This is a genomic window from Pseudomonas sp. KH_050 (genome assembly GCF_057838875.1).
On the sequence record NZ_CM174478.1, the window covers coordinates 2,690,184 to 2,713,692 of the forward strand.

General features: G+C 57.4%; 25 protein-coding genes, 1 tRNA gene and 1 pseudogene. 10 read left to right on the forward strand and 17 right to left on the reverse strand.

Annotation, left to right across the window (positions count from 1 at the left end; translation table 11 throughout):
* Positions 1–16: 16 nt before the first annotated feature.
* The 6 genes from AC3IUA_RS12370 to AC3IUA_RS12395 form a co-directional block, all read right to left on the reverse strand.
* On the reverse strand, positions 17–1,039 hold the full coding sequence (locus tag AC3IUA_RS12370) for an ABC transporter permease (protein ID WP_489361244.1): 1,023 nt from the start codon (positions 1,037–1,039) through the stop codon (positions 17–19).
* Positions 1,039–2,097: a microcin C ABC transporter permease YejB gene (locus AC3IUA_RS12375; protein ID WP_489361246.1), complete on the reverse strand. Its 1,059-nt coding sequence runs from the start codon at positions 2,095–2,097 to the stop codon at positions 1,039–1,041. Before AC3IUA_RS12375 ends, AC3IUA_RS12370 begins: the two co-directional genes overlap by 1 nt.
* Positions 2,097–3,965: an extracellular solute-binding protein gene (locus AC3IUA_RS12380; RefSeq protein ID WP_489361248.1), complete on the reverse strand. Its 1,869-nt coding sequence runs from the start codon at positions 3,963–3,965 to the stop codon at positions 2,097–2,099. Before AC3IUA_RS12380 ends, AC3IUA_RS12375 begins: the two co-directional genes overlap by 1 nt.
* Positions 3,966–4,102: 137 nt before the next feature.
* Positions 4,103–4,384, reverse strand: a complete 282-nt coding sequence (locus AC3IUA_RS12385; protein WP_489361250.1) for a peptidylprolyl isomerase — start codon at positions 4,382–4,384, stop codon at positions 4,103–4,105.
* Positions 4,385–4,525: 141 nt separating this feature from the next.
* Positions 4,526–5,407: an esterase/lipase family protein gene (locus AC3IUA_RS12390; protein WP_489361252.1), complete on the reverse strand. Its 882-nt coding sequence runs from the start codon at positions 5,405–5,407 to the stop codon at positions 4,526–4,528.
* Positions 5,408–5,710: 303 nt separating this feature from the next.
* Positions 5,711–6,802 carry a 3-deoxy-7-phosphoheptulonate synthase gene (locus AC3IUA_RS12395; protein WP_489361254.1) on the reverse strand — a complete coding sequence of 364 codons (1,092 nt, stop codon included), beginning with the start codon at positions 6,800–6,802 and terminating at the stop codon, positions 5,711–5,713.
* A 627-nt stretch (positions 6,803–7,429) separates the two neighbouring features.
* Here AC3IUA_RS12395 and AC3IUA_RS12400 point away from each other — a divergent pair.
* Positions 7,430–8,209, forward strand: coding sequence for a carbon-nitrogen hydrolase family protein (locus tag AC3IUA_RS12400; RefSeq protein ID WP_489361256.1), 780 nt, complete (start codon positions 7,430–7,432; stop codon positions 8,207–8,209).
* Positions 8,199–8,639 (forward strand): GNAT family N-acetyltransferase, encoded by a 441-nt coding sequence (locus AC3IUA_RS12405; protein ID WP_489361258.1) that lies wholly within the window; start codon positions 8,199–8,201, stop codon positions 8,637–8,639. The genes AC3IUA_RS12400 and AC3IUA_RS12405 overlap by 11 nt, the downstream gene beginning before the upstream one ends.
* A gap of 114 nt (positions 8,640–8,753) precedes the next feature.
* Here the strand turns inward: AC3IUA_RS12405 and AC3IUA_RS12410 are convergent, their stop codons facing one another.
* Complete coding sequence (locus tag AC3IUA_RS12410; protein ID WP_489361259.1) at positions 8,754–8,990, reverse strand: DNA-binding protein; 237 nt, start codon at positions 8,988–8,990, stop codon at positions 8,754–8,756.
* A gap of 81 nt (positions 8,991–9,071) precedes the next feature.
* On the opposite strand from AC3IUA_RS12410, the gene AC3IUA_RS12415 reads away from it, so the two are divergent.
* The 5 genes from AC3IUA_RS12415 to AC3IUA_RS12435 all read left to right on the forward strand — a co-directional run bounded on the left by AC3IUA_RS12415 (position 9,072) and on the right by AC3IUA_RS12435 (position 12,783).
* On the forward strand, positions 9,072–9,437 hold the full coding sequence (locus AC3IUA_RS12415; protein WP_489361261.1) for a helix-turn-helix domain-containing protein: 366 nt from the start codon (positions 9,072–9,074) through the stop codon (positions 9,435–9,437).
* Between the two features lie 141 nt (positions 9,438–9,578).
* Complete coding sequence (gene gacA, locus AC3IUA_RS12420) at positions 9,579–10,220, forward strand: response regulator transcription factor GacA (protein WP_489361263.1); 642 nt, start codon at positions 9,579–9,581, stop codon at positions 10,218–10,220.
* 2 nt (positions 10,221–10,222) lie between these two features.
* Complete coding sequence (gene uvrC / locus AC3IUA_RS12425) at positions 10,223–12,046, forward strand: excinuclease ABC subunit UvrC (RefSeq protein ID WP_489361264.1); 1,824 nt, start codon at positions 10,223–10,225, stop codon at positions 12,044–12,046.
* A 33-nt stretch (positions 12,047–12,079) separates the two neighbouring features.
* The gene (gene pgsA / locus AC3IUA_RS12430; RefSeq protein ID WP_489361265.1) at positions 12,080–12,640 is read left to right on the forward strand and encodes a CDP-diacylglycerol--glycerol-3-phosphate 3-phosphatidyltransferase; all 561 of its coding nucleotides are present in this window, start codon (positions 12,080–12,082) and stop codon (positions 12,638–12,640) included.
* 67 nt (positions 12,641–12,707) lie between these two features.
* Positions 12,708–12,783: transfer RNA gene (locus AC3IUA_RS12435), tRNA-Gly, on the forward strand.
* Between the two features lie 195 nt (positions 12,784–12,978).
* On the opposite strand, the gene AC3IUA_RS12440 is transcribed toward AC3IUA_RS12435, so the two are convergent.
* Both AC3IUA_RS12440 and AC3IUA_RS12445 read right to left on the reverse strand, forming a co-directional pair.
* Entirely contained in the window at positions 12,979–13,809 is an 831-nt protein-coding gene (locus tag AC3IUA_RS12440; protein ID WP_489361267.1) for a universal stress protein, read from the reverse strand.
* 117 nt (positions 13,810–13,926) lie between these two features.
* Positions 13,927–14,157: a hypothetical protein gene (locus AC3IUA_RS12445; RefSeq protein WP_489361269.1), complete on the reverse strand. Its 231-nt coding sequence runs from the start codon at positions 14,155–14,157 to the stop codon at positions 13,927–13,929.
* Positions 14,158–14,297: 140 nt separating this feature from the next.
* Here AC3IUA_RS12445 and AC3IUA_RS12450 point away from each other — a divergent pair, with 140 nt between their 5' ends.
* Positions 14,298–15,959 (forward strand): SulP family inorganic anion transporter, encoded by a 1,662-nt coding sequence (locus AC3IUA_RS12450; protein WP_489361271.1) that lies wholly within the window; start codon positions 14,298–14,300, stop codon positions 15,957–15,959.
* A 63-nt stretch (positions 15,960–16,022) separates the two neighbouring features.
* Here the strand turns inward: AC3IUA_RS12450 and AC3IUA_RS12455 are convergent, their stop codons facing one another.
* From AC3IUA_RS12455 to AC3IUA_RS12475, 5 genes are all read right to left on the reverse strand, one after another.
* Complete coding sequence (locus AC3IUA_RS12455; protein WP_489361273.1) at positions 16,023–16,214, reverse strand: CopG family transcriptional regulator; 192 nt, start codon at positions 16,212–16,214, stop codon at positions 16,023–16,025.
* Positions 16,215–16,494: 280 nt separating this feature from the next.
* The gene (locus AC3IUA_RS12460; protein WP_489361275.1) at positions 16,495–16,938 is read right to left on the reverse strand and encodes a DUF6691 family protein; all 444 of its coding nucleotides are present in this window, start codon (positions 16,936–16,938) and stop codon (positions 16,495–16,497) included.
* A gap of 2 nt (positions 16,939–16,940) precedes the next feature.
* Positions 16,941–17,375: a YeeE/YedE family protein gene (locus tag AC3IUA_RS12465; RefSeq protein ID WP_489361276.1), complete on the reverse strand. Its 435-nt coding sequence runs from the start codon at positions 17,373–17,375 to the stop codon at positions 16,941–16,943.
* A gap of 55 nt (positions 17,376–17,430) precedes the next feature.
* Positions 17,431–17,688: a hypothetical protein gene (locus tag AC3IUA_RS12470; protein ID WP_489361278.1), complete on the reverse strand. Its 258-nt coding sequence runs from the start codon at positions 17,686–17,688 to the stop codon at positions 17,431–17,433.
* 107 nt (positions 17,689–17,795) lie between these two features.
* A complete protein-coding gene (locus AC3IUA_RS12475) occupies positions 17,796–18,722 on the reverse strand; it encodes a universal stress protein (protein ID WP_489361280.1) in 927 nt (308 codons plus the stop codon).
* 226 nt (positions 18,723–18,948) lie between these two features.
* Here AC3IUA_RS12475 and AC3IUA_RS12480 point away from each other — a divergent pair.
* A pseudogene (locus AC3IUA_RS12480) lies at positions 18,949–19,345 on the forward strand (MgtC/SapB family protein); the annotation flags it as partial.
* Positions 19,346–19,506: 161 nt separating this feature from the next.
* A complete protein-coding gene (locus AC3IUA_RS12485) occupies positions 19,507–20,424 on the forward strand; it encodes a universal stress protein (RefSeq protein WP_489361282.1) in 918 nt (305 codons plus the stop codon).
* A 163-nt stretch (positions 20,425–20,587) separates the two neighbouring features.
* On the opposite strand, the gene AC3IUA_RS12490 is transcribed toward AC3IUA_RS12485, so the two are convergent.
* The 3 genes from AC3IUA_RS12490 to dsdA all read right to left on the reverse strand — a co-directional run bounded on the left by AC3IUA_RS12490 (position 20,588) and on the right by dsdA (position 23,487).
* Positions 20,588–20,761, reverse strand: coding sequence for a hypothetical protein (locus tag AC3IUA_RS12490; protein WP_489361284.1), 174 nt, complete (start codon positions 20,759–20,761; stop codon positions 20,588–20,590).
* Positions 20,762–20,868: 107 nt separating this feature from the next.
* Entirely contained in the window at positions 20,869–21,840 is a 972-nt protein-coding gene (gene dsdC / locus AC3IUA_RS12495) for a DNA-binding transcriptional regulator DsdC (protein WP_489361286.1), read from the reverse strand.
* Positions 21,841–22,134: 294 nt separating this feature from the next.
* Positions 22,135–23,487, reverse strand: a complete 1,353-nt coding sequence (dsdA, locus tag AC3IUA_RS12500) for a D-serine ammonia-lyase (protein ID WP_489361287.1) — start codon at positions 23,485–23,487, stop codon at positions 22,135–22,137.
* Between the last annotated feature and the right edge of the window lie 22 nt (positions 23,488–23,509).

The following is a 23,509-nucleotide window of genomic DNA, read 5'->3' on the forward strand; positions in this document are numbered from 1 at the left end:
GCTTCATAATCGTGGATCAAGATCGTGGATCAAAGGCGTCGCGCAACGCCTCGCCGATAAACACCAGTAATGAAAGAATCAGCGCCAGGGTGAAAAACGCCGTCAGGCCCAGCCAGGGTGCTTGCAGGTTCTGCTTGCCCTGGCCGATCAGTTCGCCCAGCGAGGCGCTGCCGGCGGGCATGCCGAAGCCGAGGAAGTCGAGGGCGGTGAGGGTGGAAATCGCCCCGGTGAGAATGAACGGCAAGTAGCTCAAGGTGGCGTTCATGGCATTGGGCAGGATGTGCCGCACGATCACCTTGCGGTCGGTCAGGCCCAGGGCGCGGGCGGCTTTGACGTACTCCAGGTTGCGCCCGCGCAGGAACTCGGCGCGCACCACGTCCACCAGCGCCAGCCAGGAAAACAGCGCCATGATCCCCAGCAGCCACCAGAAATTCGGTTCGACAAAGCCCGAGAGGATGATCAACAGGTACAGCACCGGCAGCCCCGACCAGACCTCCAGCAACCGCTGACCGAGCAGGTCGACCCAGCCACCGTAGTAGCCCTGCAGGGCACCGGCGGCGATGCCGATCAGCGCGCTGATAAAAGTCAGCGCCAGGGCAAACAGGATCGACACCCGCGCACCGAAAATCACCCGCGCCATGACATCGCGGGCCTGATCATCGGTGCCGAGCCAGTTGACTTTCGACGGTGGGCTGGGGGCGGGCTGGGTGAGCTCGTAGTTGGGCGTGTCGTCGTTGAACGGAATCGGCGGGAACAGCATCCAGCCGCCGTCCTGGCGAATCAGTTGCTGCACATAATCGCTGCGGTAATCAGCCTGGAACGGCAGCTGTCCCCCGAATTCCTGCTCGGTGTAGCGTTTGAACACCGGGAAATACAATGAGTTCTGGTAACTGAGCACCAGCGGTTTGTCATTGGCGATCAGTTCACCACCAAGGGTCAGGATAAACAGGCCGACAAACAGCCACAGCGACCACCAGCCACGGCGATTTTTCTTGAAACGCTCGAAGCGTCGACGGCCCAGGGGCGAGAGTCTGAACATCAGGCGTTCCTCGCGGCAAAGTCGATACGCGGGTCGACCAGGGTGTAGCAAAGGTCGCCGATGAGTTTTATCAGCAGGCCGAACAGCGTGAAAATAAACAGCGAGCCGAATACCACCGGGTAATCCCGCGAGACCGCCGCTTCGTAACTCATGCGGCCCAGGCCATCGAGGGAGAAGATTACTTCGATCAACAGGGAACCGGCGAAAAACACGCTGATGAAGGCCTGGGGAATCCCTGAGACCACCAGCAGCATCGCATTGCGAAACACATGGCCATAAAGTACCCGTCGCTCGCTCAGCCCCTTGGCGCGGGCGGTGACCACGTATTGACGGGTGATTTCGTTGAGGAACGAGTTCTTGGTGAGAATGGTCAGCGTGGCGAAACCGCCGATCACCAGCGAGGTGACGGGCAGTACCAGGTGCCAGAAGTAGTCGGCGATTTTGCCGAGGGTCGAGAGTTGTTCGAAATTGTCCGAGACCAGGCCGCGCACCGGGAACCAGTTCAACGAGGTGCCACCGGCGAACACGACGATCAGAAACATTGCGAACAAAAACGCCGGCATGGCATAGCCGAGGACGATCGCCGTACTGCTCCAGATGTCGAAGTGGCTGCCGTGATGCACCGCTTTGCGAATCCCCAGCGGGATCGACACCAGGTAGGTGATGAGCGTCGCCCAGAGCCCGAGGGAGATGGTCACCGGCATCTTGTCGAGAATCAGATCGGTGACCGTGGCGCCGCGAAAGAAGCTCTTGCCGAAGTCCATTCGCGCGTAGCTCTTGAGCATCAGCCACAGGCGTTCCGGTGCCGGTTTGTCGAAGCCGTATTGCTTTTCGATGTCCTTGATCAGTTGTGGGTCGAGGCCGCGACTGGCCCGTGAGCCATGGTTCATGGCCTCGCTGGAACCGCCGATACCCGCGCCGCCGATCCCTTGCAGGCGAGCGATGGCCTGTTCCACCGGGCCGCCCGGTGCCGCCTGGACGATGACGAAGTTGACCAGCAAGATCATCAGCAGGGTCGGGATGATCAGCAGCAGGCGCCGCAGTATGTAAGCCAGCATCAGTGTGGCCCTCCGGGTTTGCCCCGACGGATGCGCTCGGCGGCCATCTGTTCGTTGGTCAAGGGGACGCTGCTGGTTTCCCACCAGGTTTCGATGGCTTCGTCATTGCTGGCTTGCACCGCGGGCCTGCCAAAACGGTTCCACCACACGGTGGAGGACCCCGGTGGGTAGTAATTTGGAATCCAGTAGTAGTTCCACTGCAACACCCGGTCCAGCGCATGGGCATAACGCAGCATCTCTGGCGCAGTGGTGGCCTTGACCAGCCCGCTGATCAGGCTGTCGACCGCCGGATTCTTCAGGGCCATGTAGTTATTGGAGCCGGGGTCATTGGCCGAGGCCGAGCCGAAGTAGTTGTACAGCTCCATGCCCGGCGAGGTGGTGACCGGGTAGCCGGTAACGATCATGTCATAGTCACGGGCCATCAACCGGTTCACATACTGCGAGGAGTCGATGCGCCGAATGTTCAGGGTGATGCCGATCTGTGCCAGGGTGCGTTTGTAAGGCAGCAGCAGGCGGTCGATGCCGCTTTGCGTATTCAGGAAGGTGAAACTCAAGGGTTCACCTGCGGCATTGACCAGTCGATCGCCGTCCGGTTTCCAGCCGGCCTCTTCGAGCAAGGCCAGTGCCTGCAGCTGTTTGTCGCGGATCAGCCCACTGCCATCGGTCTTCGGCGCCTCGAATACCTGGGTAAAGACTTCATCGGGAATCTGTCCGCGCAGCGGCTCGAGGATTGCCAGCTCGCCCGCGTCCGGAAGTGCCCGGGCCGCCAGCGCGGTGTTGGAGAAGTAGCTCTGCTGGCGGATGTACATATCACGCATCATTTGCCGGTTGCTCCACTCGAAGTCCCAGAGCATGGCCAGCGCCTGGCGCACGCGGCGGTCCTGGAACATCGGGTTTTGCAGATTGAACACAAAGCCCTGGGAGGGTTGCGGTGCCTCTTTGGCCAGCTGGGCTTTTTGCAGGCGGCCATCACTCAGGGCCGGGCCCTCGTAACCGATGGAGTAGCCGGTGGCCGAGAACTCCCGGTTGTAATCATAGGCGCCACCGCGCAGCACTTGGCGCGCGACGTCGGTATCGCCGAAGTACTCGATGCTGAATCGATCGAAGTTGTAGAGCCCGCGGCTGACAGGGAGGTCCTTGCCCCACCAGTCGGCGTCGCGGGCAAAGGTGATGCTGCGGCCGGAGTCGACCTTGCTGACTCGATACGGACCGCTGCCCAGCGGTGCTTCGTAGCCGCCGCCATTGGCAAAGTCGCGGGTTTTCCACCAGTGTTCGGGAAGCACCGGCAAGCTCGCGATATCCAGCGGCAGGGTGCGGTTTTCATTGCTTTTGAAGTCGAAACGGATGGTGCGCGGCGACTCCACCTCGACGCCTTTGACGTCGGCGAACTGGGTGCGATAACGCAGGCTGCCCTGGGTCATCAGCAAGTCATAGGTGTAGCGCACATCCTCGGCGGTAATCGGCGTACCGTCGGCAAAACGGGCTTTGGGGTTCAGATAAAAGCGCAGCGACAAACCGTCGTCGGTCCGCTCCATCTTTTGCGCGACCAGGCCGTACACCGTGTAGGGCTCATCCAGAGAGCGCTGGGCCAGCGGCGAGTAGATGAAACCATCGAGTTGCGAAACGCCGATGCCTTTGTCGATATAGGGCAATACATGGTCAAAATGGCCGATCTCGATGGCCGAGCGGCGCATGCTGCCACCCTTGGGGGCCAGTGGATTGGCATAGGCAAAGTGACTGAAGCCGGCGGGGTATCTGGCGGGTTCGCCATACACCGTCATTGCATGTTGCGGTGCGGCATTCACAGCCGTGGCGCCCAGCAACAGGGCCAGGGCGGTGAACATCAATAAAGGGAAAGCCAGTCGCATTGTCAGCCTTAAGAGCCGGGTGATCGATGAAGATAATTTGTACGCTACCGGCGTGTCCCTCGCCAGTCACAATTGCTTCACTTAAACGCAACGGCCCACCAGAAGGCGGGCCGTTGTTAAAACAAATCGCGGATGGATCAGTCTTGACGGCTGGTCACTTCCAGCAGGTGATAACCGAACTGGGTTTTGACCGGGCCTTGCACGGTGTTGAGCGGCGCGCTGAAGACCACGGTGTCGAATTCCTTGACCATCTGGCCCGGGCCGAAGGAGCCGAGATCGCCGCCCTGACGGCTGGACGGGCAGGTGGAGTTGGCTTTGGCGATTTCAGCGAAGTCGGCGCCGGCTTCGATTTGGGCTTTCAGTTCATTGCACTTGGCTTCATCGGCAACCAGGATGTGGCGGGCAGTGGCTTTGGCCATGGGAGATACTCCATTCAACTTGCATTAAAAGTGCTGAGCCTACCGGATTCTGTGGGCTATTTCTCGGCAAAGTTCCCTGGCCGTGCCTGCTTTCGGTGCACCCTGGTGATGACCGGGGGATCGCAAATGGCCGGCACGGCATCACAAGCCAAGGTTTTTCAGGCGTTCGGCGTGCTGGACATAGAGTTCGACCGGGTCGACCCCTTTGCGCACCAGTCCGGCCGTCTGATTGACGGTGTCCATATGGTCCAGCGGGTAATCGGAGCGGATGACCGTGCCCAGGTGCGAGCTGTAGCGACCGACCCAGCCGTCGTTGCCTTCAGACTCACTGCTGAAGTACTCGGAAAAAGCCCGGCATATGCCGTGAAGCGGATCGAGCAGGTTCGGCCCTTCAGCGAGCAGGTTGTCAGTGAGGATGCCGCTCCAGGAGAAATAGCGCACACCGTTGACCAACTCCTTGCCGCTGCCGCCCCAGGTTTTCGGCAGGCCTTGCGGGTACTTGTGGTTGAAGGCGCCTACACCTTCGGTGGTCAGGGCGTTGAGTGCGGCTATCGCATTGTGGGGTGTCTGGGGGGTGGTGCTGAGCAAGGTCAGAAACTCGGCAAACAGAGTCACCACGGCCGCGGCCGCAGACTCGGGCAATTGTCCTGGGGTCAATGCCTTGCGCAGGTAGTCGGCGAGTTCTGAGCCATAATTCGGGCCGCTGACCGAGGTCACTGAGGCGATCTTTTTCGGTTGGGTCGCGGCCGCGTAACGGGCCGCCAGCGCGCCTTGGCTATGGCCGATCAGATTGACTTTGGCGGCACCTGTTTCGAGCAGCAGCCGATCGATTTGTGCCAGCAACTGTTCGCCACGCAGTTCGTTGTTATGAACGGCGGACAGGTAAGGGACGAAGACTCTCGCGCCAGCGAGTCGCAGGGCAGGCTTGATACCGTGGAAGAGCTCCAGCTTGCCTATGCGCTCAAAGCCGAACAGTCCGTGGACCAGGAGAATGGGATATTGAGTCTCTGCATTCCGTTGCATGTTCGTTCCTTTCTAAAGTGAAGGGGCGGGTTTCCTCCTCACTCTAGTGCAGGCGGCGAGGAGTAATGAGTGGGAAATAGCCGCAGTTTTCTGAAGAAAATGGCATAGGAATGGTCGGGTTATTCAGATTGTAATAAAGGGGTAATCGGATCCAGTCTTCTCCCTCGCAGGTGACGACTGGAGATTGAGTTGGAGTCACCCTGCGATTAATCGTTATTTACCCGCTGCGAGCTGTGGGGCGTCCGGGGTCTGATGGGCGATCAGGCCCCGAGCCGTGCGGGTGATGGGCAGTGGCGGTCGTTATCAAAGGCTCGCTTGCGCAGGGGAGGCGGATCCACGCAACTGCCGCGCCGCCTGGCGCAAGAGTTGCTCGGTGGCATCCCAACCCAGGCAGCCATCGGTCACGGACAGGCCGTAACGCAGGTTTTTGCCCAGCGGTTGGCAGCCTTCGAACAGATGGCTCTCAAGCATCATACCGATCAGCGAATGGTCGCCTTGCAAGCGTTGCTCGAGCACATCGGCGAACACTGCCGGCTGACGTGACGGATCTTTGCCGCTGTTGGCGTGGCTGCAATCCACCATGATCCGCATCGGGATCGCCAGTTTTCTCAGGTCGTTGTGCACCTGGCTGACGCTTTGCCGGTCGTAGTTCGGCCCGCGATGGCCGCCGCGCAGCACCAGGTGGGTATCCGGGTTGCCTGCCGTCTGAATGATCGCCGGATGCCCCTGGCTGTCGACACCGAAATGCCGATGGGGATGAGCCGCCGAACGCATGGCGTCACAGGCAATGGCGACGCCGCCATCGGTGCCGTTCTTGAAGCCGACCGGCAGGCTCAGGCCGCTGGCCATTTCCCGGTGGATCTGCGACTCGGTGGTGCGCGCCCCGATGGCGACCCAGCTCAGCAGGTCATCGAAGTAGCTCGCGGCCATTGGCTGCAGCAGTTCGGTGGCAATCGGCAAACCCAGGCGCAGCATTTCGCGCATCAGCTCGCGGGACAGGGTCAAGCCGCCCGCCATGTCATCGCTGCCATCGAGCTTCGGATCGTAGGCCAGGCCTTTCCAGCCGACGGTGGTACGGGGCTTTTCGACGTAGGCGCGCATCACCAGCAGCATTTGATCGCTGACCTCGGTCGCCAGTCGCGCGAGGTTGCCGGCGTATTCGAGTGCCGATTGCGGGTCATGGATAGAGCAGGGGCCGACAATGACCAGTAGACGGGGGTCTTCACCGTTGAGGATCGCGCGCACCGCTTGACGATGGGTGGCGACTTGCTGGGTCAGGGCCGTGTTGAGCGGCAATTGCTGCTTGAGCGCCAGTGAGCTCGGCAGACGCAGGGTCAGCGCTTCATTGGCAGAGGGCAAGGTGGACAGCGGCAGAGCAGAGACGGAGGAGTTCATGTTCGGGCTTCCTGGGCTGGCGGCGGGTTCGTTCCCGCGCGCTCGGCCCTACTGGGGTGTTCGACAATTGGCCGGATTGGCTACGTGTGGGTGCTTGCCACCTTTGGGTGACCGATCGGAGGCGGCAGGCTGTCCCGAACGGCGGCTGGTAAATCGCCAGGTGGTGCAGGTGTCGTAGCGGTAATAGGTGGCGTAGTTCATGGGGTGATTCCTCGATTCGTTGTGTAGTGATGCGCAAATGGTTGGGGCTGAAAAAACAAAACCCCCGATCGGGAAGCCGACCGGGGGTTGAGAATTCTCAAGTGGCGACCCGTAGAAGTGGGCGCCGTGTGGGTATCAGGCGCGCCAGTGGCTAAACCAATACCCAAAATAAAAGCTGACCGGAGCGCATGCCTTGCTCACTCGCGCAGCCGCAACCGGGCGCAGGGCGCTGGCGGTGTGACGAGGCAGTGAGAGGGTAGGCAACATGGTGTTTCTCCGATGAATGCGCCGAGCTTACTCGAGGCGGGTACAGGGGTTCAATCAGAAATTGCTATAGACCCTTGAGACGATCGCTATGACTTAAGGGGCCATCTGCTTTGTGACACACTTGTTGCATTCAAGACGATCTGTGACCAGGGACGAAACATGAGCACATTGACCATCGCTGCCGCCCAATCGATCGCCATTGCGGGTGATCTTCACGCCAATATTGCCCGGCACCGGCGCTTCATCGAGATCGCCGCCGAGCAGGGAGTGCAGCTGCTGGTGTTTCCCGAGTTGTCGCTGACCGGTTATGAACGCAGCCTGGCTGCGACACTCGCGATCACCCTGGATGACCCGGTTCTGCAGCCGCTGCGCGACGTTGTCCGGGAATTCGGGGTAACCACGGTCGTTGGCATGCCGATCAGGCTGTCAGGCGAGTCGGATGTACTGATCGGCGCACTGGTGCTGGCCGCCGATGGCTCACTGGCAATCTATAGCAAACAGCATCTGCATCCGGGCGAAGAGGTAGCGTTTGCCCCTGGCGCGGGTGGTTCGATGCTGACCATCGGCAACGCCAGTGTAGCCTTGGCGGTCTGCGCGGATTTTTCCCATGCCAGTCATGCCCGGCAAGCCGCTGATTCAGGTGCGGACCTCTATGCGGCGGGCGTGTTGATCAGCGAAAACGGTTATGCCGCGGATACCGCCTTGTTGCAGGGCTACGCTGTCGAGCATTCGATGACGGTATTGATGGCCAACCACGGCGGTGCGACCGGGGGCTGGGAGTCGGCAGGGCGCAGCGCCATCTGGGCGTCCGACGGCGAACTGATTGTCGCCGCAGCGGGTGCCGGCGATGTTCTGGTGGTCGCTCGCCATGACGCCGCTGGCTGGACTGGCCAGGTCGTGGCCGTCGGGCAAATCGACGAGTGTCGTGATGGACTATGAATTACGTCCAGCCTCATCGGCAGACTTGCGCTTTGCTCGCAGGCTGACCCGCGAAACCATGCTGCGCTATTACCTTCGCTACGATTTGCGGTGGCACGACGAAGCCTTCGATGTGGCGTGGGACGGTCGCCAGAACTGGCTGATTTGCCGGGGCGAAGCCGTGCTGGGTTTTCTCAGCCTGAGTCGCGATGCGAGGGCTTTATACATTCGTGAGTTGCATGTGATCGAGGCAAGTCGTGGCCAGGGGGCCGGAAGCTGGGCAATCGAGCAGGCGTTTTCGATGGCTTGCAAAGAGCGTCGACCTGCGTTGCGACTGACCGTATTCAAAGGCAATCCGGCACAGCGGCTCTATGAGCGGATGGGCCTGGAGGTGGTCGGTGACGACGACTGTTTTCTGCGGATGGAGCGACTGTGTTGCGCGGATACATGACCGTTCAGGCTGAGCGAATTTTACCCGCTACACTGACAAGACCCTGTTGCAGGACGCAGGGCAGGTATTTCGAGTAAAACGAGTGCGGCGGTGGATTAAGCGCATACTGATACTTCAGGCCTGCCCCTGCTCCTGACCCTGCTGCTCGGTGTCCCCCAGGATGACACCATCTTTCATGCCCAACAGGACCGCCACCTTGTGGGCCTCTCCACGCCGTCCCTTCTTGCGCCCAGCGAGCACTTGATAAGTGGTGGCCGGATCAACGCCGTGCTCGCGAGCAAATTGTTGAACGGATTTTCCTTGATGTTCCAGCCAAGCCTTGGCTTGTGCGGCGGTGCGAATACCGGGCATAGTTCAAAACCGTTCAAAAGTGTTCAATGAGCAACAGGTGTGGCACCTCAAGGGGTGCACAAAACAGGATCATACATCCAAATGAGTGGAATCGGTTCGCGTTTAAGGCAGGAAAGAGAGCGACTTGGGTTGTCGCAGAAAGTTTTTGGCGAAATCGGAGGCGTTGAAGCTAACGCGCAAGGCAAATATGAAAATGGTGGACGCGCGCCCAAGGCAGATTATTTGTCCAGAGTGGCAGAGCGGGGCGTGGATGTCTTGTATGTACTGACGGGGAACCGGACGCCGACGCTGATCGAGAATCTCAGCCAGGTGGAAGAAAAGGTCCTGGGTTGCTATCGGGCGCTGTTCAAGGAGGATCAGGATGCAATTCGCCGATTGACCATTACCCTGGCAGAGTTTTCCATTGCCCACGGTTTGAAGCGCAACTCCGAGTCAGCCGACTCCTGATCGATCAGGTCGTCAGCGCCTGTCACTCGGCAAGCGCGAATTGTGTACGGGTATGCTTTATATAACGCTGCAGCTAGGTCTGCCCGCCGGTTTTTGCTAAGGTGTCCGGCAACCAACAAGACCATATCGCGGGGTGTCTGCTTGATTAGGGTGCTAGTGGTCGATGACCATGATCTGGTTCGTACAGGCATTACACGGATGCTGTCTGATATCGATGGATTACAAGTGGTCGGCCAGGCCGAGTCGGGGGAAGAGTCCTTGATCAAGGCCCGGGAATTGAAGCCCGATGTGGTACTGATGGACGTCAAGATGCCCGGGATCGGCGGTCTTGAAGCCACTCGCAAAATGCTGCGCAGTCACCCGGAAATCAAGGTCGTCGCTGTTACTGTATGTGAAGAGGATCCGTTCCCCACACGTCTGTTGCAGGCGGGTGCCGCGGGTTATCTGACCAAAGGTGCGGCCCTGGGGGAAATGGTTCAGGCCATTCGCCTGGTGTTTGCCGGCCAGCGCTACATCAGCCCGCAAATTGCCCAGCAATTGGCGATCAAGTCGTTTCAGCCCACCAGCGACACGCCGTTCGATGCGCTGTCGGAGCGTGAGATCCAGATCGCGTTGATGATAGTGGGCTGTCAGAAAGTCCAGATTATTTCCGATAAGTTGTGCCTGTCTCCGAAAACCGTGAATACCTACCGTTACCGCATTTTCGAGAAGCTCTCGATCAGCAGCGATGTCGAATTGACGCTGTTGGCGGTCCGCCACGGCATGGTTGATGCCAGTCTCTGAAAATGACCGACCCGTTTGATCCAAGTGCTTTTCTCTCCACCTGCAGTGGGCACCCCGGTGTGTATCGCATGTTCGACCGCGATGCGCGCCTGCTCTACGTCGGTAAAGCGAAAAACCTGAAAAAACGCCTGGCGAGTTATTTTCGCAAGGCCGGACTGGCGCCGAAAACCGCCGCGCTGGTCGGGCATATCGCGCAGATCGAAACGACCATCACCGCCAATGAAACCGAAGCGTTGTTGCTTGAGCAGACGCTGATCAAGGAGTGGCGTCCGCCCTACAACATCCTGCTGCGCGACGATAAATCCTATCCTTATGTATTTCTCTCGGATAGCGAGTTTCCGCGCTTGAGCATCCATCGCGGCGCGAAAAAGCAGAAGGGCAAATATTTCGGGCCTTATCCCAGTGCCGGTGCAATTCGCGAGAGCCTGAGCCTGTTGCAAAAGACGTTCCTGGTTCGCCAGTGCGAAGACAGTTACTTCAAGAACCGCACGCGGCCCTGCCTGCAATACCAGATCAAGCGCTGCAAGGCGCCCTGTGTCGGGCTGGTCGAACCTCAAGTCTATGCCGAAGACGTGCGCCATTCGGTGATGTTCCTCGAAGGCCGCAGCAATGCCCTGACTGACGAACTGTCCAGTGGCATGGAGCAGGCCGCGAGCACGCTTGATTTCGAACGTGCCGCCGAACTGCGTGATCAGATTTCCCTGCTGCGACGGGTTCAGGACCAGCAGAGCATGGAAGGCGGTACCGGCGATGTCGATGTGGTCGCGGCGTTCATCAACCCTGGTGGTGCCTGCGTGCACCTGATCAGCGTGCGAGGCGGGCGGGTGCTGGGCAGCAAGAACTTCTTTCCGCAGGTCGGTATTGAAGAGGAGGTGGCCGAGGTCATGGCGGCTTTCCTCGGTCAGTACTACATCAGCAGCCCCGAACGGGACTTGCCGAGCGAGTTGATCGTCAACGTCGTCCATGAAGACTTCCCGGCCATTGTCGCCGCCATCGAAGAGCTGCGTGGGCGCGAGTTGAGCATCAGCCACCGGGTTCGCGGCACTCGCGCGCGCTGGCAGCAGCTGGCGGTGACCAATGCCGAGCAAGCGCTGGGCGCGCGATTGGCCAACCGCCAGCATGTTGCCGCGCGGTTCGAGGCGCTGGCTGAAGTACTGAATCTGGATGAGCCGCCACAACGCCTCGAGTGTTATGACATCAGTCACTCCAGTGGCGAGGCGACAGTCGCCTCCTGCGTGGTATTCGGTCCTGAAGGCCCGCTCAAATCCGACTATCGTCGCTACAACATAGAAGGCGTGACGCCAGGGGATGACTACGCGGCGATGCATCAGGCGCTGACTCGACGGTTCAGCAAGCTCAAGGACGGCGAGGGCAAGCTGCCGGATATTCTTCTGGTGGACGGCGGTAAAGGTCAGCTGTCCATGGCCCGTGACGTGCTCAATGAGCTGGCCGTGCCTGACCTGATTTTGCTCGGTGTCGCCAAGGGGGCCACGCGCAAGGCCGGGTTCGAAACGCTTTACCTCAATGACGCGGCCCATGAGTTCACTTTGCGCGGCGACTCTCCGGCACTGCATCTGATTCAGCAGATACGCGATGAGGCGCACCGTTTTGCCATTACCGGGCACCGCGCGCGCCGCGGCAAAACCCGGCGGACCTCAACGCTTGAGGGAGTAGCAGGGGTTGGTCCGAAACGCCGCCGCGAACTTCTCAAACATTTTGGTGGATTGCAGGAGCTGTCTCGTGCAAGCATCGAGGAGATCGCCAAAGCACCAGGGATCAGTAAAAAGCTCGCGGAGTTGATTTATGCAAACCTGCACAGCGAGTAGAATGCCCAACTCACCTCGTAGCCAGTTGTGCCGATGAATATCCCTAATCTGATCACCGTCTTACGCGTCCTGCTCATTCCGATCTTCATTCTGTTGTTTTACCTGCCCTACCACTGGAGCTACATGGCGGCCAGTTCAGTCTTTGCTTTTGCTGCTGCCACCGACTGGCTGGATGGTTACCTGGCTCGCCGGCTGGAACAAAGCACACCGTTCGGGGCCTTCCTCGACCCGGTGGCCGACAAGCTGATGGTGGCAGTGGCCCTGGTGCTGCTGGTGCAAGAACATGCCAATCTGTGGCTCACGCTACCGGCAGCCGTGATCATTGGTCGCGAAATCGTGGTCTCTGCCTTGCGCGAGTGGATGGCGGAAATCGGCGCCCGGGCGCATGTCGCGGTCTCGAACATGGGCAAATGGAAAACCGCCGCGCAGATGCTGGCGCTGGTTATCCTGCTGGCCAACCCCTCGGACTTCAGCTTCTGGGTCCTGGTGGGCTATGCGCTGCTGCTGATCGCGGCGGGGCTGACGCTGTGGTCGATGCTGCAATATTTGCGCGCCGCCTGGCCGCACCTGAAGACTGACCCTGAAAAGAAATAAAACTTTTTTGAATCAAGGGGTTGACGGGGCATCAGGATTCTATAGAATGGCGCTCAGTTACCAAGACGCGGGAATAGCTCAGTTGGTAGAGCACGACCTTGCCAAGGTCGGGGTCGCGAGTTCGAGTCTCGTTTCCCGCTCCAAATATAGATCTACAGAGCTCCATTGAATTCTGTAAATCATTGAAATAAGGACCTTCGGGTCCTTTTTTCGTTCCGGCGGGAAGCGCTGAAATCCAGAGCTTCGAGATATAGGCATCAAGGTTGCTGAATTCATTTTTGAATTCTTTTCCCTTGGAGTGTCATCTGGAGAAGCCAGGACTACTTAGCGCCAGGGTGTTACATTTCGAGGTAGCTTTTAGGCAGGAACAGGAGAGGGCGTGTGGTAGTCCGGATCATTCTTGACGTTGTACTGCCAAGCCAAAATCGGTGGACACGCGAATGACCAAAAGCGCCCATGACCAACAGATCGATATCGTGCTCGGTCTGATAAGCCTGTAGGGCGAGTTCCACTTTTCCGTCTCGGATGGCCGTCTGAACATTACAGCCGGTCAGGTTCAGAATGGCTCCCGCCGCATCGAGTTGACCCAGGTTTTTAGGCGTTTTAGCAGCGACCATGACGAGATGTATTGGCAGTTTTGTGAATGCCGGATTCGCCGCCAGCATCTCCACCCCCATGTGTGTGACTTCACTCCCGTCATAAGCGAGCATCAGGCTTCGCGGAACCTTGAAGGTAGTGGGGGTGACCAGGATAGGCTTGTGTAAAGCATCAATGATGCTTTCTAGCTGCGTGAGGAGGGGCCGAAGCACACTTTGTTTACCCATCACCAGCCAGCGCGCGTCACTTTCCATCTCTAGTAAACGACCCAGCAGTTCTCCGTTTCTTTGACGGAGTTCCGGTTTCATCACGCCATCAGCGATCGCTCGTTCCCGAGCGTTTTGAAGCATTAGGTAGCCTTGCTTCAGTGCTTGCTCATGGCGCTGTTCGTCCAGCGTCATGGCGTCTAATACGTGCGCCAGGCTACCAGGTCGAATTTCCAGGTAGGGGGGTCGATCTACAACATTCAGGAGGGTCAACGGGAGGGCGAAGTTGAGACTGGCCCACGCAGCGTAGTCGCAGACGGCCGGAAAAGTAGTTGAGCTGTCGATACAGGCCAATATGTGAGTCATCTATACCCTCTTTTCGGCGACCTTGAAGCTCCTGACAGGACCATGTGGGAGATAAACGGAAAGTGCCTGTCTCGGGCGAGAGCACTGCTTTCAGCACAAACTCCAAGAGAGGAACAATCAGAAGTGAACTTCGGCAGACTTGATGCCAATAATCCGAAGCTCATGGATCAAGTCATCCAAGTGTCCAAATGACTCAATTTCTTCATTGTCATTGACCAGAAAGTAACTTCTTCCCGCCTCCTTTTTGAAAAGGATAATCCACTCGTTCGTGTTGGCCGGGTTGGCTATCACATGGGTGTCGAAGTGAATGCCTTCATCGTGTTTGTTTTTGACGTCTTCACGTTTCATGCGGGTCTCCGAGCGTGTTTTTTAGCTCTTTCAGCACCGGATCCACAGCGTTCCCGGTGCCGTACCGAGGGTAGGCCATTTGCTTTACTATTATCACTCCATGTGAATATTATGCACATGCCATCAGAGAGAGGCTAGTCATGATTGCGATACGAGAAGCTTGGAAAGCGGGCCTGCTAGGGCGCGAGCACTGGCTTTCGAATCTCGTCTCTGGGGTCATCGTGGGCGTTGTGGCGTTGCCCTTGGCCATGGCGTTTGCGATCGCATCAGGCGTCAAGCCTGAGCAAGGGATTTACACCGCCATTGTCGGTGGTCTTTTGGTTTCGCTCTTCGGAGGGAGCCGTCTTCAGATAGCTGGCCCGACAGGGGCATTTATCGTCATTTTGGCGGGTGTGACCGCTAAATACGGCGTTGATGGCTTGCAAATAGCTACGATGATGGCTGGGGCGATTTTGTTATTGCTCGGTATCACCAAGCTTGGGGCCATCATCAAGTTCATTCCCGACCCCGTGATTGTCGGCTTCACTGCCGGTATTGGAGTGATCATTTGGGTGGGGCAATGGAAAGACTTTTTCGGCTTGCCGAAAATCAGCGGTGAACATTTCCATCAGCGACTTTGGCATTTGGTCCAGGCACTCCCCGGTTTTCACCTCCCGACGACACTATTAGCGCTGTTGAGTCTGGTGCTGGTAATCACGGCCCCCAAATTACCTGGCATAAAACGCGTGCCAGGCCCCTTGATCGCCATGGCTGTTGTGACGGCAATACAGTCTTATTTTCAGTTCGCTGGCGTTGCAACGATTGGCAGTGCGTTTGGGGGGATTCCTCAAGGACTGCCTGCGATTGGCCTACCGGAAATAACAATACCGCAGGTGATTGAGTTGATCGGACCGGCATTCGCGATCGCGATGCTGGGGGCCATCGAGTCATTACTGTCTGCTGTTGTGGCCGACGGTATGGCGGGTACCAAGCATGACTCCAATCAGGAGTTAATCGGCCAAGGCATCGCTAACCTGGTCACTCCCTTGTTTGGTGGGTTTGCTGCGACAGGCGCGATTGCTCGGACAGCGACCAATATCCGCAATGGTGGGACCAGTCCAATTGCGGGTTTTGCCCATGCTCTCACATTGGTTTTATTGATTTCTTTCCTGGCGCCTCTGGCCTCGGATATTCCGCTGTGTACCTTGGCTGCGATCTTATTTGTCGTGGCTTACAACATGAGTGAGTTGAAACACTTCAAACGCATGGTCGAGCGCGCCCCAAAAGCCGATGTCGCTATACTTCTCATCACCTTCAGCCTGACCATTTTCAGTGATTTAACGATTGCCGTGAACATCGGTGTCATTCTCGCCATGTTGCAATTCATGCGTCGGATGGCGTCTTCTGTCGAGGTGCAGCGAATGGTCGATAAAGAGCTTGAGGTTGAGTTACAGATCAATGGACATGTTCGTCTTCCGTCTGGCGTTTTGGTTTACACCATTGAGGGGCCGCTCTTCTTTGGCGCAGCAGAAACCTTTGAGCGCGTTCTGGCTCAAACGCACACGGATCCAGGTGTATTGATTATTCGTCTGAAGCGAGTTCCGTTCATGGATATAACGGGCTTACAAACACTGCTCGAAGTTATTGAGCAGTTACGTAAACGCAGCATTGTTGTAAAACTGTGTGAGGCCAACGAGAAAGTTCTTGGCAAGCTCGACAAGGCGGGGATTCTGCAAGCCCTCGGTTCAGAGCATTATCATGCGGACTTCAGTTCTGCACTGGGCGGTTATGTAGAGACCGACACGTTACCAGGCTGCAGCTGAGTTGGAGCTTTTCAGGTAAAGCGATGAGCTGACTCCCGCCGTGGCAGCTCATTGGCGATTGAATCACTTACCATTGGCCGCAACTCTGCTTTTGGTCGAGGTCGAGTAGGTCACGCCATGCGTATCCAGGTAGTCTCGAATAAGCTGACGAACGACCTGTGAAGGGGTCAGGTCCTGGGATGCACAGAGCTCCTCAAGGGCTTTTTTCTTGACGGGATCAATGAGCACAGTCAGTCGTGCAGTCTTGTTTTCCATGATATTACCGGCACCCTAAATCGTTCGATGATAATCAAATTGTAATGGCGGGGGCTTTGTTTGTCACCGATTAGGTTCGTTAGAGCTAGCGGGATTGACTGTGGTCAACGAGTGGGGATGACATCCCCACTAGGAATGGGTAAGAGAACGGATAAACGGGTAGTGAAGGGGCAGCTAATTATGGCTTCTCTCGAATCAATAGCTGCCTGGTAACAGCTGCGTTGATCTCTATTGCAGGCATGCCGACGCCGTATGAAGTCACATTGAGGCGGGGGCCTCCTTATGGGGTTGCATTACCCAGGCTTGGCTTCCCGGTAAAGCGCTCAAGCACTTCGAAGAGGATCATCCCCGTCAACATGGCACCAAGAAACACACCAGCCTGCCAGAATCCGGCACCCAGCCCAACGATTGCAGGTCCCGGGCAGATGCCGGCGATGCCCCAGCCGGTGCCGAACATCAGGCTTCCTGCGATCAAGCGTCGATCGAGTCCTCGCTTCTGAGGCAGCTGCATTGCTTCGCCCAGCAAAGAGCACTTCTGCCGTTTTGCCCAACCGAATGGCAAGGCAGCTACGGCAATGGCACTGACCATCACCAGAGCCAGTGATGGATCCCAGGTTCCGGTCAGATCGAGAAATCCCAATACTTTGGCGGGATTTGCCATACCCGCGAGCAATAAGCCCAGTCCGAAAATCAATCCTGCGAGCAACGCAATCAGCGCACGCATAGTCAGCTTCCCAATAGATGGCGAACGACGAAAACCGTTACGAATCCCGCTGTCATGAAGCTCAGCGTCGCCACCATGGAGCGTAATGACAGTCTGGAGATACCGCACACGCCATGTCCGCTGGTACACCCTGATCCATAACGAGCACCGAGCCCTACCAGTAACCCTGCCGGCAGCAGGCTGAGCCAGCCATTCTGAAACTCGATGGCGGGGACGGGAGTGAACAGTAGCCAGATCAGAGGGGTAATGAACAATCCGAGTAGAAATGCTGCCTTTTCCAAACGACCTTCATGATCTCGACTGAGTAAGCTACCCAGCAAACCGCTGATCCCGGCCACCCTCCCGTTGAGTACAACAAAGAGTCCGGCAGCCAAGCCAATCAGAGCGCCTCCGGCCAATGACCCCCAAGGGGTGAAATGGGTCCAGTCAATGACCATTGAGTTCTCCTACGCAGGCATAGTGAATGCCGATCATGGATAGCGTTAAGGGCATTTAGCCAACAACCTTCGCTGGTTGGCTGATCTTATCCTTGGTACGCAACCATTCCTGCCTGGCTTGCCGATATTTTTCATCAGCCTGCTTTTTTGCTTCAGAAAACCTTTGTAGGGTTTGAGTCGAAATCGGTTGCTCACTCAAGAGCGCATAGGCTTGAGCGCTGAGTCGATCGGCTTCAAAGAAGAGCTGATCGCTGCGACTGGTCGATTCAGGACCGGCAGCATGTCGTGTTTTTGTTGATTCTTTCAGGGTCATGGCAGCATTCCTCCCAGCAGAGCAGGGAAGTACTGGAAAACGGTACTTCGCTACTAAAATGTCGAGTTACGCAATCAGAAACGAGTGATGGGCGACTTCTGCATGATTCAATCCTCGAGTTGTTCAGGAGAGACCACCAGCATGCTGCAAGGCATTTTGTAGAGCAGGTGCTCTGCGGTACTGCCGATAAGTCTGCCCAACCCACGACGGCTTACTCTGCCCATGACGATGACATCGATGTCATAGGCGTCGGCATAACTGGCCAGGACTTTGGCCGGACTGCCCATGATCAGATGCCGCTGCTCTGCCGGTATGCCGTTGCGCTCGGCCAGTGCGTTGAAAGCCTCGCCCTGAGCGTCGTACACGGTCTTGGCCAAGGTTGAGGAAAAAAAGGTTGAACCGCTGTCAAAGCCGAACTCCGATGAGGTGATCGATGACAGGTCATAGGCGTACAACACTTCGACTTCGGCGCTGCAACTCATTGCCAGTTTCGCCGCTTCGCTGATGATCCGGTCATTGAAGTCCGGGCTTTTGCCATCGTGATGGAGAGGATCCACCGCAGCGACGATCTTGCGTGGCAAGGCATGGCGGACATTGCTCACGAAATGCAACGGCACAGAGCACTCACGCACCAAGTGCACATCGAGGGGTGTGAACATGATCCGCGTCAACAGCGATTCGTGCTCCAGCGCTTTGATCAGCATGTCCATGGGCTGTTCTTTGAGGTGGATAAGGATTTCTTCCAGTGGACGTTCGACCCACACCACCTCGGTGGTCACATTAACGCCGATTTTGCGCAGGGGCCTGGCCTGTTCCTCAAGCCATTGGCGGTGTCGCTCGACGTAGCCCAAGCGCATTTGCTCAAGCGCCTGCTCATTGACCAGGCCAGCTGTCGCCAGACCCTCGAGATAGTCAAAAGCCACGATGTGCAACGCCGCACCTTCGGCCTTGGCCAGCGCAGCAGCCCTGTCGAAGGCCGCGCTGTGCTGCATCAATGGTGAAGCCACCAGCATGAAGCGTTGTTGCCTGGACATGACAAACCTCCCGTACGGTAACAAAGAGACTCGGTCGTGCCTGGCAGCGACGGGTCATAGGGTGATGGGGCTGTTGTCCAATCGTGCTGCCAGTTGGGTTCATCTGTTTGATCTGTATCAATGTCGGGGGAGGCCGCTGATGGTGTCCGACGTGTGGTCATTCAATGGGCGGCCAAGGCAGGCTCGATATGATCAAGGCCGATTCATGTCAGCAGGCGCAACTTGAATGGATGAAGTCATCAGCATTGCCAATGCAGCCGCGGCGCTGGGGATCGGCCTGCTGATTGGCCTTGAGCGCGAACGGCACAAGGGACGAGGCGAAAGCCGGCCCTGTGCCGCGTTGCGTACCTTTGCCATCACCTAACTGCTGGGGTATGTCTGCATGCAGGTTGCCTGAAATGGAAATGCGTGATGGGCTGGTACTGCTGATTGCCGTCCTTGTGGTGTTGCCATTGGCGCCCGATCGCTACATCGGGCCTTATGCCGCCATCAACCTGCGCACCATTTGCACATTGACCGTCCTGCTGATGACGGTTGGTGCTATCGGGCATATCGTTGTCCGGACCCTGGGCACCCGCTATGGCTACGCGGTCAGTGCAATCGCCTCGGGATTTGTGGCAAGCGAGGTGGGACGGGGAGAGTTGATACAGATCAAGTCGCATCAAGGGTGAACGCTCAAGATTGAATCCTGTTCCCTGTGTCGAGATGGCGGCTTCAATCAAGACGTCTCTCAGTCCTGAACAACCCTATGCAGTCCGGTAGTGGCTGCTTGCTGAGGTGATTCATGTCCCGGAATCAGCGGTTACTGTTATTGGCACCACCTGAGATGGTACATACAGCGGCTTTCGAGCGTGCCGGGGCATTGGCCGTGGCAACAGAACTGCCCCTGCATATTGTCGCGTTCGATTATGTCGAAGCACTCTCCGTGGCCGGGCTGTTTGCTCCCGAGCAAATGAAGCAAGCCCGTGAGGGCTATCTGCAACAACACCGGCAATGGCTTGAACAGCAAGCAGAGCACCAGCGAAAGAAAGGTGTCGAGGTCACGTGTGAGGTTGTCTGGGTGCAACGGCCTTATGAAGAAATTCTTCACTATGTCAATGAAATGCCTGTCGCAATGATCATCAAGGATGCCCATGAAGAGTCGCTCCTGAAGCGAGTCTTCTTCACTCCCCTGGATTGGCAACTGTTGCGTGATTGCCCGGTGCCTGTGCATCTGGTGACGGAGGCCCGCAACCCTCTGCCTCAAAGGGTGTTGGCCATCGTCGATGTATTGCGAAGTGAAGAGCAGGACCTCAGGTTTAACGATCAAATCATAGACGCAGCAGTGAGGCTGGCTGAGCAATGCAATGCCCGGTTAGAGCTGCTGCATGCCTATGACTGGTCGGCGGTCTATGCGCCGGGTATGGGCTTTGGCGTGTTGCCCGTCGCCACCGGCCTCGACCATATAATGGGGGAGACCGAGAAGGACGCCTTTGAGGCCCTGGCCGACCGACATGGTGTTCCGGTGGATTGCCGCCATTTCATCGAGGGTGTACCGGTGCCAACCATTTGTGCGTTCGCCACGAAGCATCTGACGGACGTCATTGTCATGGGCACGGTTCAACATGGAGGATTGGACAAGCTCCTGGGCAGCACCGCCGAACATCTGTTGCATCGGGCGCCGTGCAGTGTGATGGCGATCAAGCCAACCGGCGACGAATAAACGTACAGGCTATCTGGTCCGCCCCCGGCGTCATCGTCAGTTGCCAGGATAGTGGTAAACGTCGATGACTTCAGTGGCTTGCGCTGATCCGGTCATGAAGAGCGCAGTGAGGACAGCGATACGAAGCTTGGTAGTCATGGGTGTTCTCCCGTTCAAAAGAAGTTTACCGACAGCAGCAACCACTGCCTTTAGCACCACAACCTGCGGTTTTCTTCTCGCTCTGGGCGCCTTCCGAAGTCTGTGCTGGATAGCCGGCTTCCTGCAGGGCTGCAAGCAATGCATTGCTGTCCGAATCACCATTTACCCTCACTCGTCCGGATTGCAAATCGACAGTCACTTCGCTGAATCTTGAGCATCATCCTGCTTGCCACGCTGCTCAAAGCCTATGCCTTCAAGAGTGAAGAGCCGAGTAGTATGGCCTCACCGCCTGATCGTGCACACGTATCATTCGAGCAGGTCTTCTTTCTCACCCAAGGGTGATGATTGACTCGCGCATTCTCGTAGCCAGTTCATGAAAACCAGTAATCGTTTGGGGATAGTCCCGAGCGGCGGGTGAACCAGATAATAATCGTAGTGGCCTGATCGGCTGAATCCGGCGAGGGGAAGAACGAGTTCGCCGCGATCAACGCGCTTCTGCACCAGCTGTTGACGGCCAATCGCGATACCGGCGTGGTTGATGGCTGCCGTCACACTCAAATCAGAGCGATCGAAGGTCAAGGTACGCTTGGGAAGTGCCGCGAGCAGGTTGTGCTGCTCTGCCCAGAGCGTCCACTCTGCATCATAGGCCGCATGATCCCAGGCCAGGGAGTCATGCAACGTTGTGCAATGCCTTAAGTTCTCCGGGTTTTCCTCCAGACGATGGCGTCGCGCATAGTCAGGACTGCACACGGGGGCCAGCTGTTCTCGCATCAATCGATGGCTCGTCAGCCCGGGAAATTCGCCATTGGCGTAGTACAGGGCCAAGTCAATTTTGCGGGTTCGAAAATCGACATTGTCATTACCTGACCGCAGGTCCAATGACACCAAAGGGTAACGCTCGACAAAGTCCGCCAGCCTGGGAACCAGCCAGCATTGGGCGATAGAAGGCCTTACATAGAGCGCGATGGAGCCAGCAACTTCAGCGTGTGAGGATTGCTCAAGTGCTTCGGACAATTCTCCCATCGCATTCTGGAGTATTTCAAAGATACGTTCGCCTTCATCGGTCAGGCTGACCTGCCTGGTCAGGCGCTGGAACAGTTTCATGGCTAACGCGGTTTCCAGCCGACTTATACGGTGGCTCACTGCGCTTGCGGTCAAACACAGTTCCTGCGCCGCACGGGCGAAGCTCAGATGGCGAGCGGCAACCAAAAAGGTGTGAAGGTTCGCGAACTGACTGCTGTTGAGCCTGGAACTGATACGAGGAGGAAGGTTGAGCACGACAGTTTTCCCTCAAGCACAAAAGCTGCCTTGCGCGTTCAAGCGTTCGGCTTGTCGCCATTGCCTGGCGAGCGTATGAATGGCATGGAACCCGCCTACAGCAAGGATATCCATTTTAAGCCGATGCGGCAGGCAAATGGAGGTGACTGGAAGTGGTGCACGTTGAATCCGACATCGCTTTAGCCAAGCGTACCGGACAGTGGCAAGGCGATCACCTTGCGACTGTCCGGTATTCACCCCGGCATCAGCCAGTATCTACTCAGGTTCAAGCAGCTCAGGCGCTTATTGCCCTGATCAACCCTTCGCCAGCAGTTGACGACCCTTGGCCAGATAAGCCTCCATCTCGTCAGAAGGCACCATGTTGCCGCCTGTAGCCCAAATCAAATGGGTGGCTCGCGTCATGGCTTGGTTGTCCAGGCCCAAGCGAGCCAGGTAGCCTTGCTGGTCGGCATGGACTCTGGCAATGCCGGGCACGCCGGCGAGCGCGGATGGCTCAAGGCGCACACCTTCGCTGCGCTCCATCAGTGCCAGCAAGCTGTACATTTCCTCGTCGCTGACGGTGTAGAAACCATCAAGCAAGCGCTGCATGGCCTTGCCGACAAAACCTGAAGCGCGGCCGACGGCCAAGCCGTCAGCAGCCGTCACGTTGTCAATGCCAAAGTCTTGCACGCTCACTTCGTCGTGCAGCCCGGTATAGACGCCCAGCATCATGCATGGTGAGTGAGTGGGCTCGGCGAAGATGCAGTGGACAGCGTCACCGAAGGCCAGCTTCAGGCCGAAGGCTACGCCGCCAGGCGCGCCACCCACGCCACAGGGCAGATAAACAAACAATGGATGTTGCGCATCCACGGTGATATTAGCCACCGCCAATTGCTTTTTCAGGCGCTCGGCGGCCACCGAGTAGCCCAGGAACAGGTTGACCGAGTTTTCATCGTCGACAAAATGGCAGGCTGGATCGGACTCCGCTTGTTTGCGACCTTGCGCAACGGCCACGCTGTAATCGGAGGAGTACTCAACAACCGTAACGCCGTGCGAGCGCAATTTGTCTTTCTTCCATTGTCGCGCATCTGCCGACATATGCACGGTCACCTGGAAGCCCAGCGCGGCCCCCATGATGCCGATGGACATACCAAGGTTACCGGTCGAGCCGACGGCTATTTTGTATTGGCCGAAAAACGCCCGCGCTTTATCGCTGTCCAGCACTGCGTAGTCGTCGTCAAGCGTCAACAGATTTGCGGCCAACGCCAGGTCTTCGGCATGCTTGAGCACTTCATAGATCCCACCGCGCGCCTTGATGGAGCCCGAAATGGGTAGATGGCTGTCCCGTTTGAGCCAAAGCGTCCCTGGCAATGCCTGACTGTAGCGCTCGCTCAGCAATTGCTGCAGTTGTGGCACAGGCAGAATGTCCGACTCGATAATGCCGCCACTGCATTGCGTTTCCGGAAACGCACGTCTGAGGTAAGAAGCAAAACGCGTCAGTCGAGCGCTGGCGTCGGCTACGTCTGCGGCCGTCAACCCCACATCGCTAATCGATTCCGCGACCGGAGCCACGGCAGGATTAAACCAGGTGGTTTCTTGCAGCGCGACCAGATCGCGAATCAAAGGATAACTGGCATACCAGCTTTCAAGTGTTCTTCCCAAAATCATGACGTGGTCCCTTTAAACAATC

Bases quoted from the DNA above. Each gene is read 5' to 3' on its own strand.
- AC3IUA_RS12440 (WP_489361267.1), bottom strand. From the start codon at position 13,809: ATGACTCACATATTGGCCTGTATCGACAGCTCAACTACTTTTCCGGCC.
- AC3IUA_RS12450 (WP_489361271.1), top strand. From the start codon at position 14,298: ATGATTGCGATACGAGAAGCTTGGAAAGCGGGCCTGCTAGGGCGCGAG.
- AC3IUA_RS12395 (WP_489361254.1), bottom strand. From the start codon at position 6,802: ATGAACTCCTCCGTCTCTGCTCTGCCGCTGTCCACCTTGCCCTCTGCC.
- pgsA (WP_489361265.1), top strand. From the start codon at position 12,080: ATGAATATCCCTAATCTGATCACCGTCTTACGCGTCCTGCTCATTCCG.
- AC3IUA_RS12465 (WP_489361276.1), bottom strand. From the start codon at position 17,375: ATGGTCATTGACTGGACCCATTTCACCCCTTGGGGGTCATTGGCCGGA.
- AC3IUA_RS12380 (WP_489361248.1), bottom strand. From the start codon at position 3,965: ATGCGACTGGCTTTCCCTTTATTGATGTTCACCGCCCTGGCCCTGTTG.
- AC3IUA_RS12460 (WP_489361275.1), bottom strand. From the start codon at position 16,938: ATGCGTGCGCTGATTGCGTTGCTCGCAGGATTGATTTTCGGACTGGGC.
- dsdA (WP_489361287.1), bottom strand. From the start codon at position 23,487: ATGATTTTGGGAAGAACACTTGAAAGCTGGTATGCCAGTTATCCTTTG.
- AC3IUA_RS12405 (WP_489361258.1), top strand. From the start codon at position 8,199: ATGGACTATGAATTACGTCCAGCCTCATCGGCAGACTTGCGCTTTGCT.
- AC3IUA_RS12485 (WP_489361282.1), top strand. From the start codon at position 19,507: ATGTCCCGGAATCAGCGGTTACTGTTATTGGCACCACCTGAGATGGTA.
- uvrC (WP_489361264.1), top strand. From the start codon at position 10,223: ATGACCGACCCGTTTGATCCAAGTGCTTTTCTCTCCACCTGCAGTGGG.
- AC3IUA_RS12390 (WP_489361252.1), bottom strand. From the start codon at position 5,407: ATGCAACGGAATGCAGAGACTCAATATCCCATTCTCCTGGTCCACGGA.
- AC3IUA_RS12455 (WP_489361273.1), bottom strand. From the start codon at position 16,214: ATGGAAAACAAGACTGCACGACTGACTGTGCTCATTGATCCCGTCAAG.
- AC3IUA_RS12370 (WP_489361244.1), bottom strand. From the start codon at position 1,039: ATGTTCAGACTCTCGCCCCTGGGCCGTCGACGCTTCGAGCGTTTCAAG.
- AC3IUA_RS12415 (WP_489361261.1), top strand. From the start codon at position 9,072: ATGAGTGGAATCGGTTCGCGTTTAAGGCAGGAAAGAGAGCGACTTGGG.
- AC3IUA_RS12475 (WP_489361280.1), bottom strand. From the start codon at position 18,722: ATGTCCAGGCAACAACGCTTCATGCTGGTGGCTTCACCATTGATGCAG.
- AC3IUA_RS12410 (WP_489361259.1), bottom strand. From the start codon at position 8,990: ATGCCCGGTATTCGCACCGCCGCACAAGCCAAGGCTTGGCTGGAACAT.
- AC3IUA_RS12445 (WP_489361269.1), bottom strand. From the start codon at position 14,157: ATGAAACGTGAAGACGTCAAAAACAAACACGATGAAGGCATTCACTTC.
- AC3IUA_RS12400 (WP_489361256.1), top strand. From the start codon at position 7,430: ATGAGCACATTGACCATCGCTGCCGCCCAATCGATCGCCATTGCGGGT.
- AC3IUA_RS12470 (WP_489361278.1), bottom strand. From the start codon at position 17,688: ATGACCCTGAAAGAATCAACAAAAACACGACATGCTGCCGGTCCTGAA.
- AC3IUA_RS12375 (WP_489361246.1), bottom strand. From the start codon at position 2,097: ATGCTGGCTTACATACTGCGGCGCCTGCTGCTGATCATCCCGACCCTG.
- AC3IUA_RS12385 (WP_489361250.1), bottom strand. From the start codon at position 4,384: ATGGCCAAAGCCACTGCCCGCCACATCCTGGTTGCCGATGAAGCCAAG.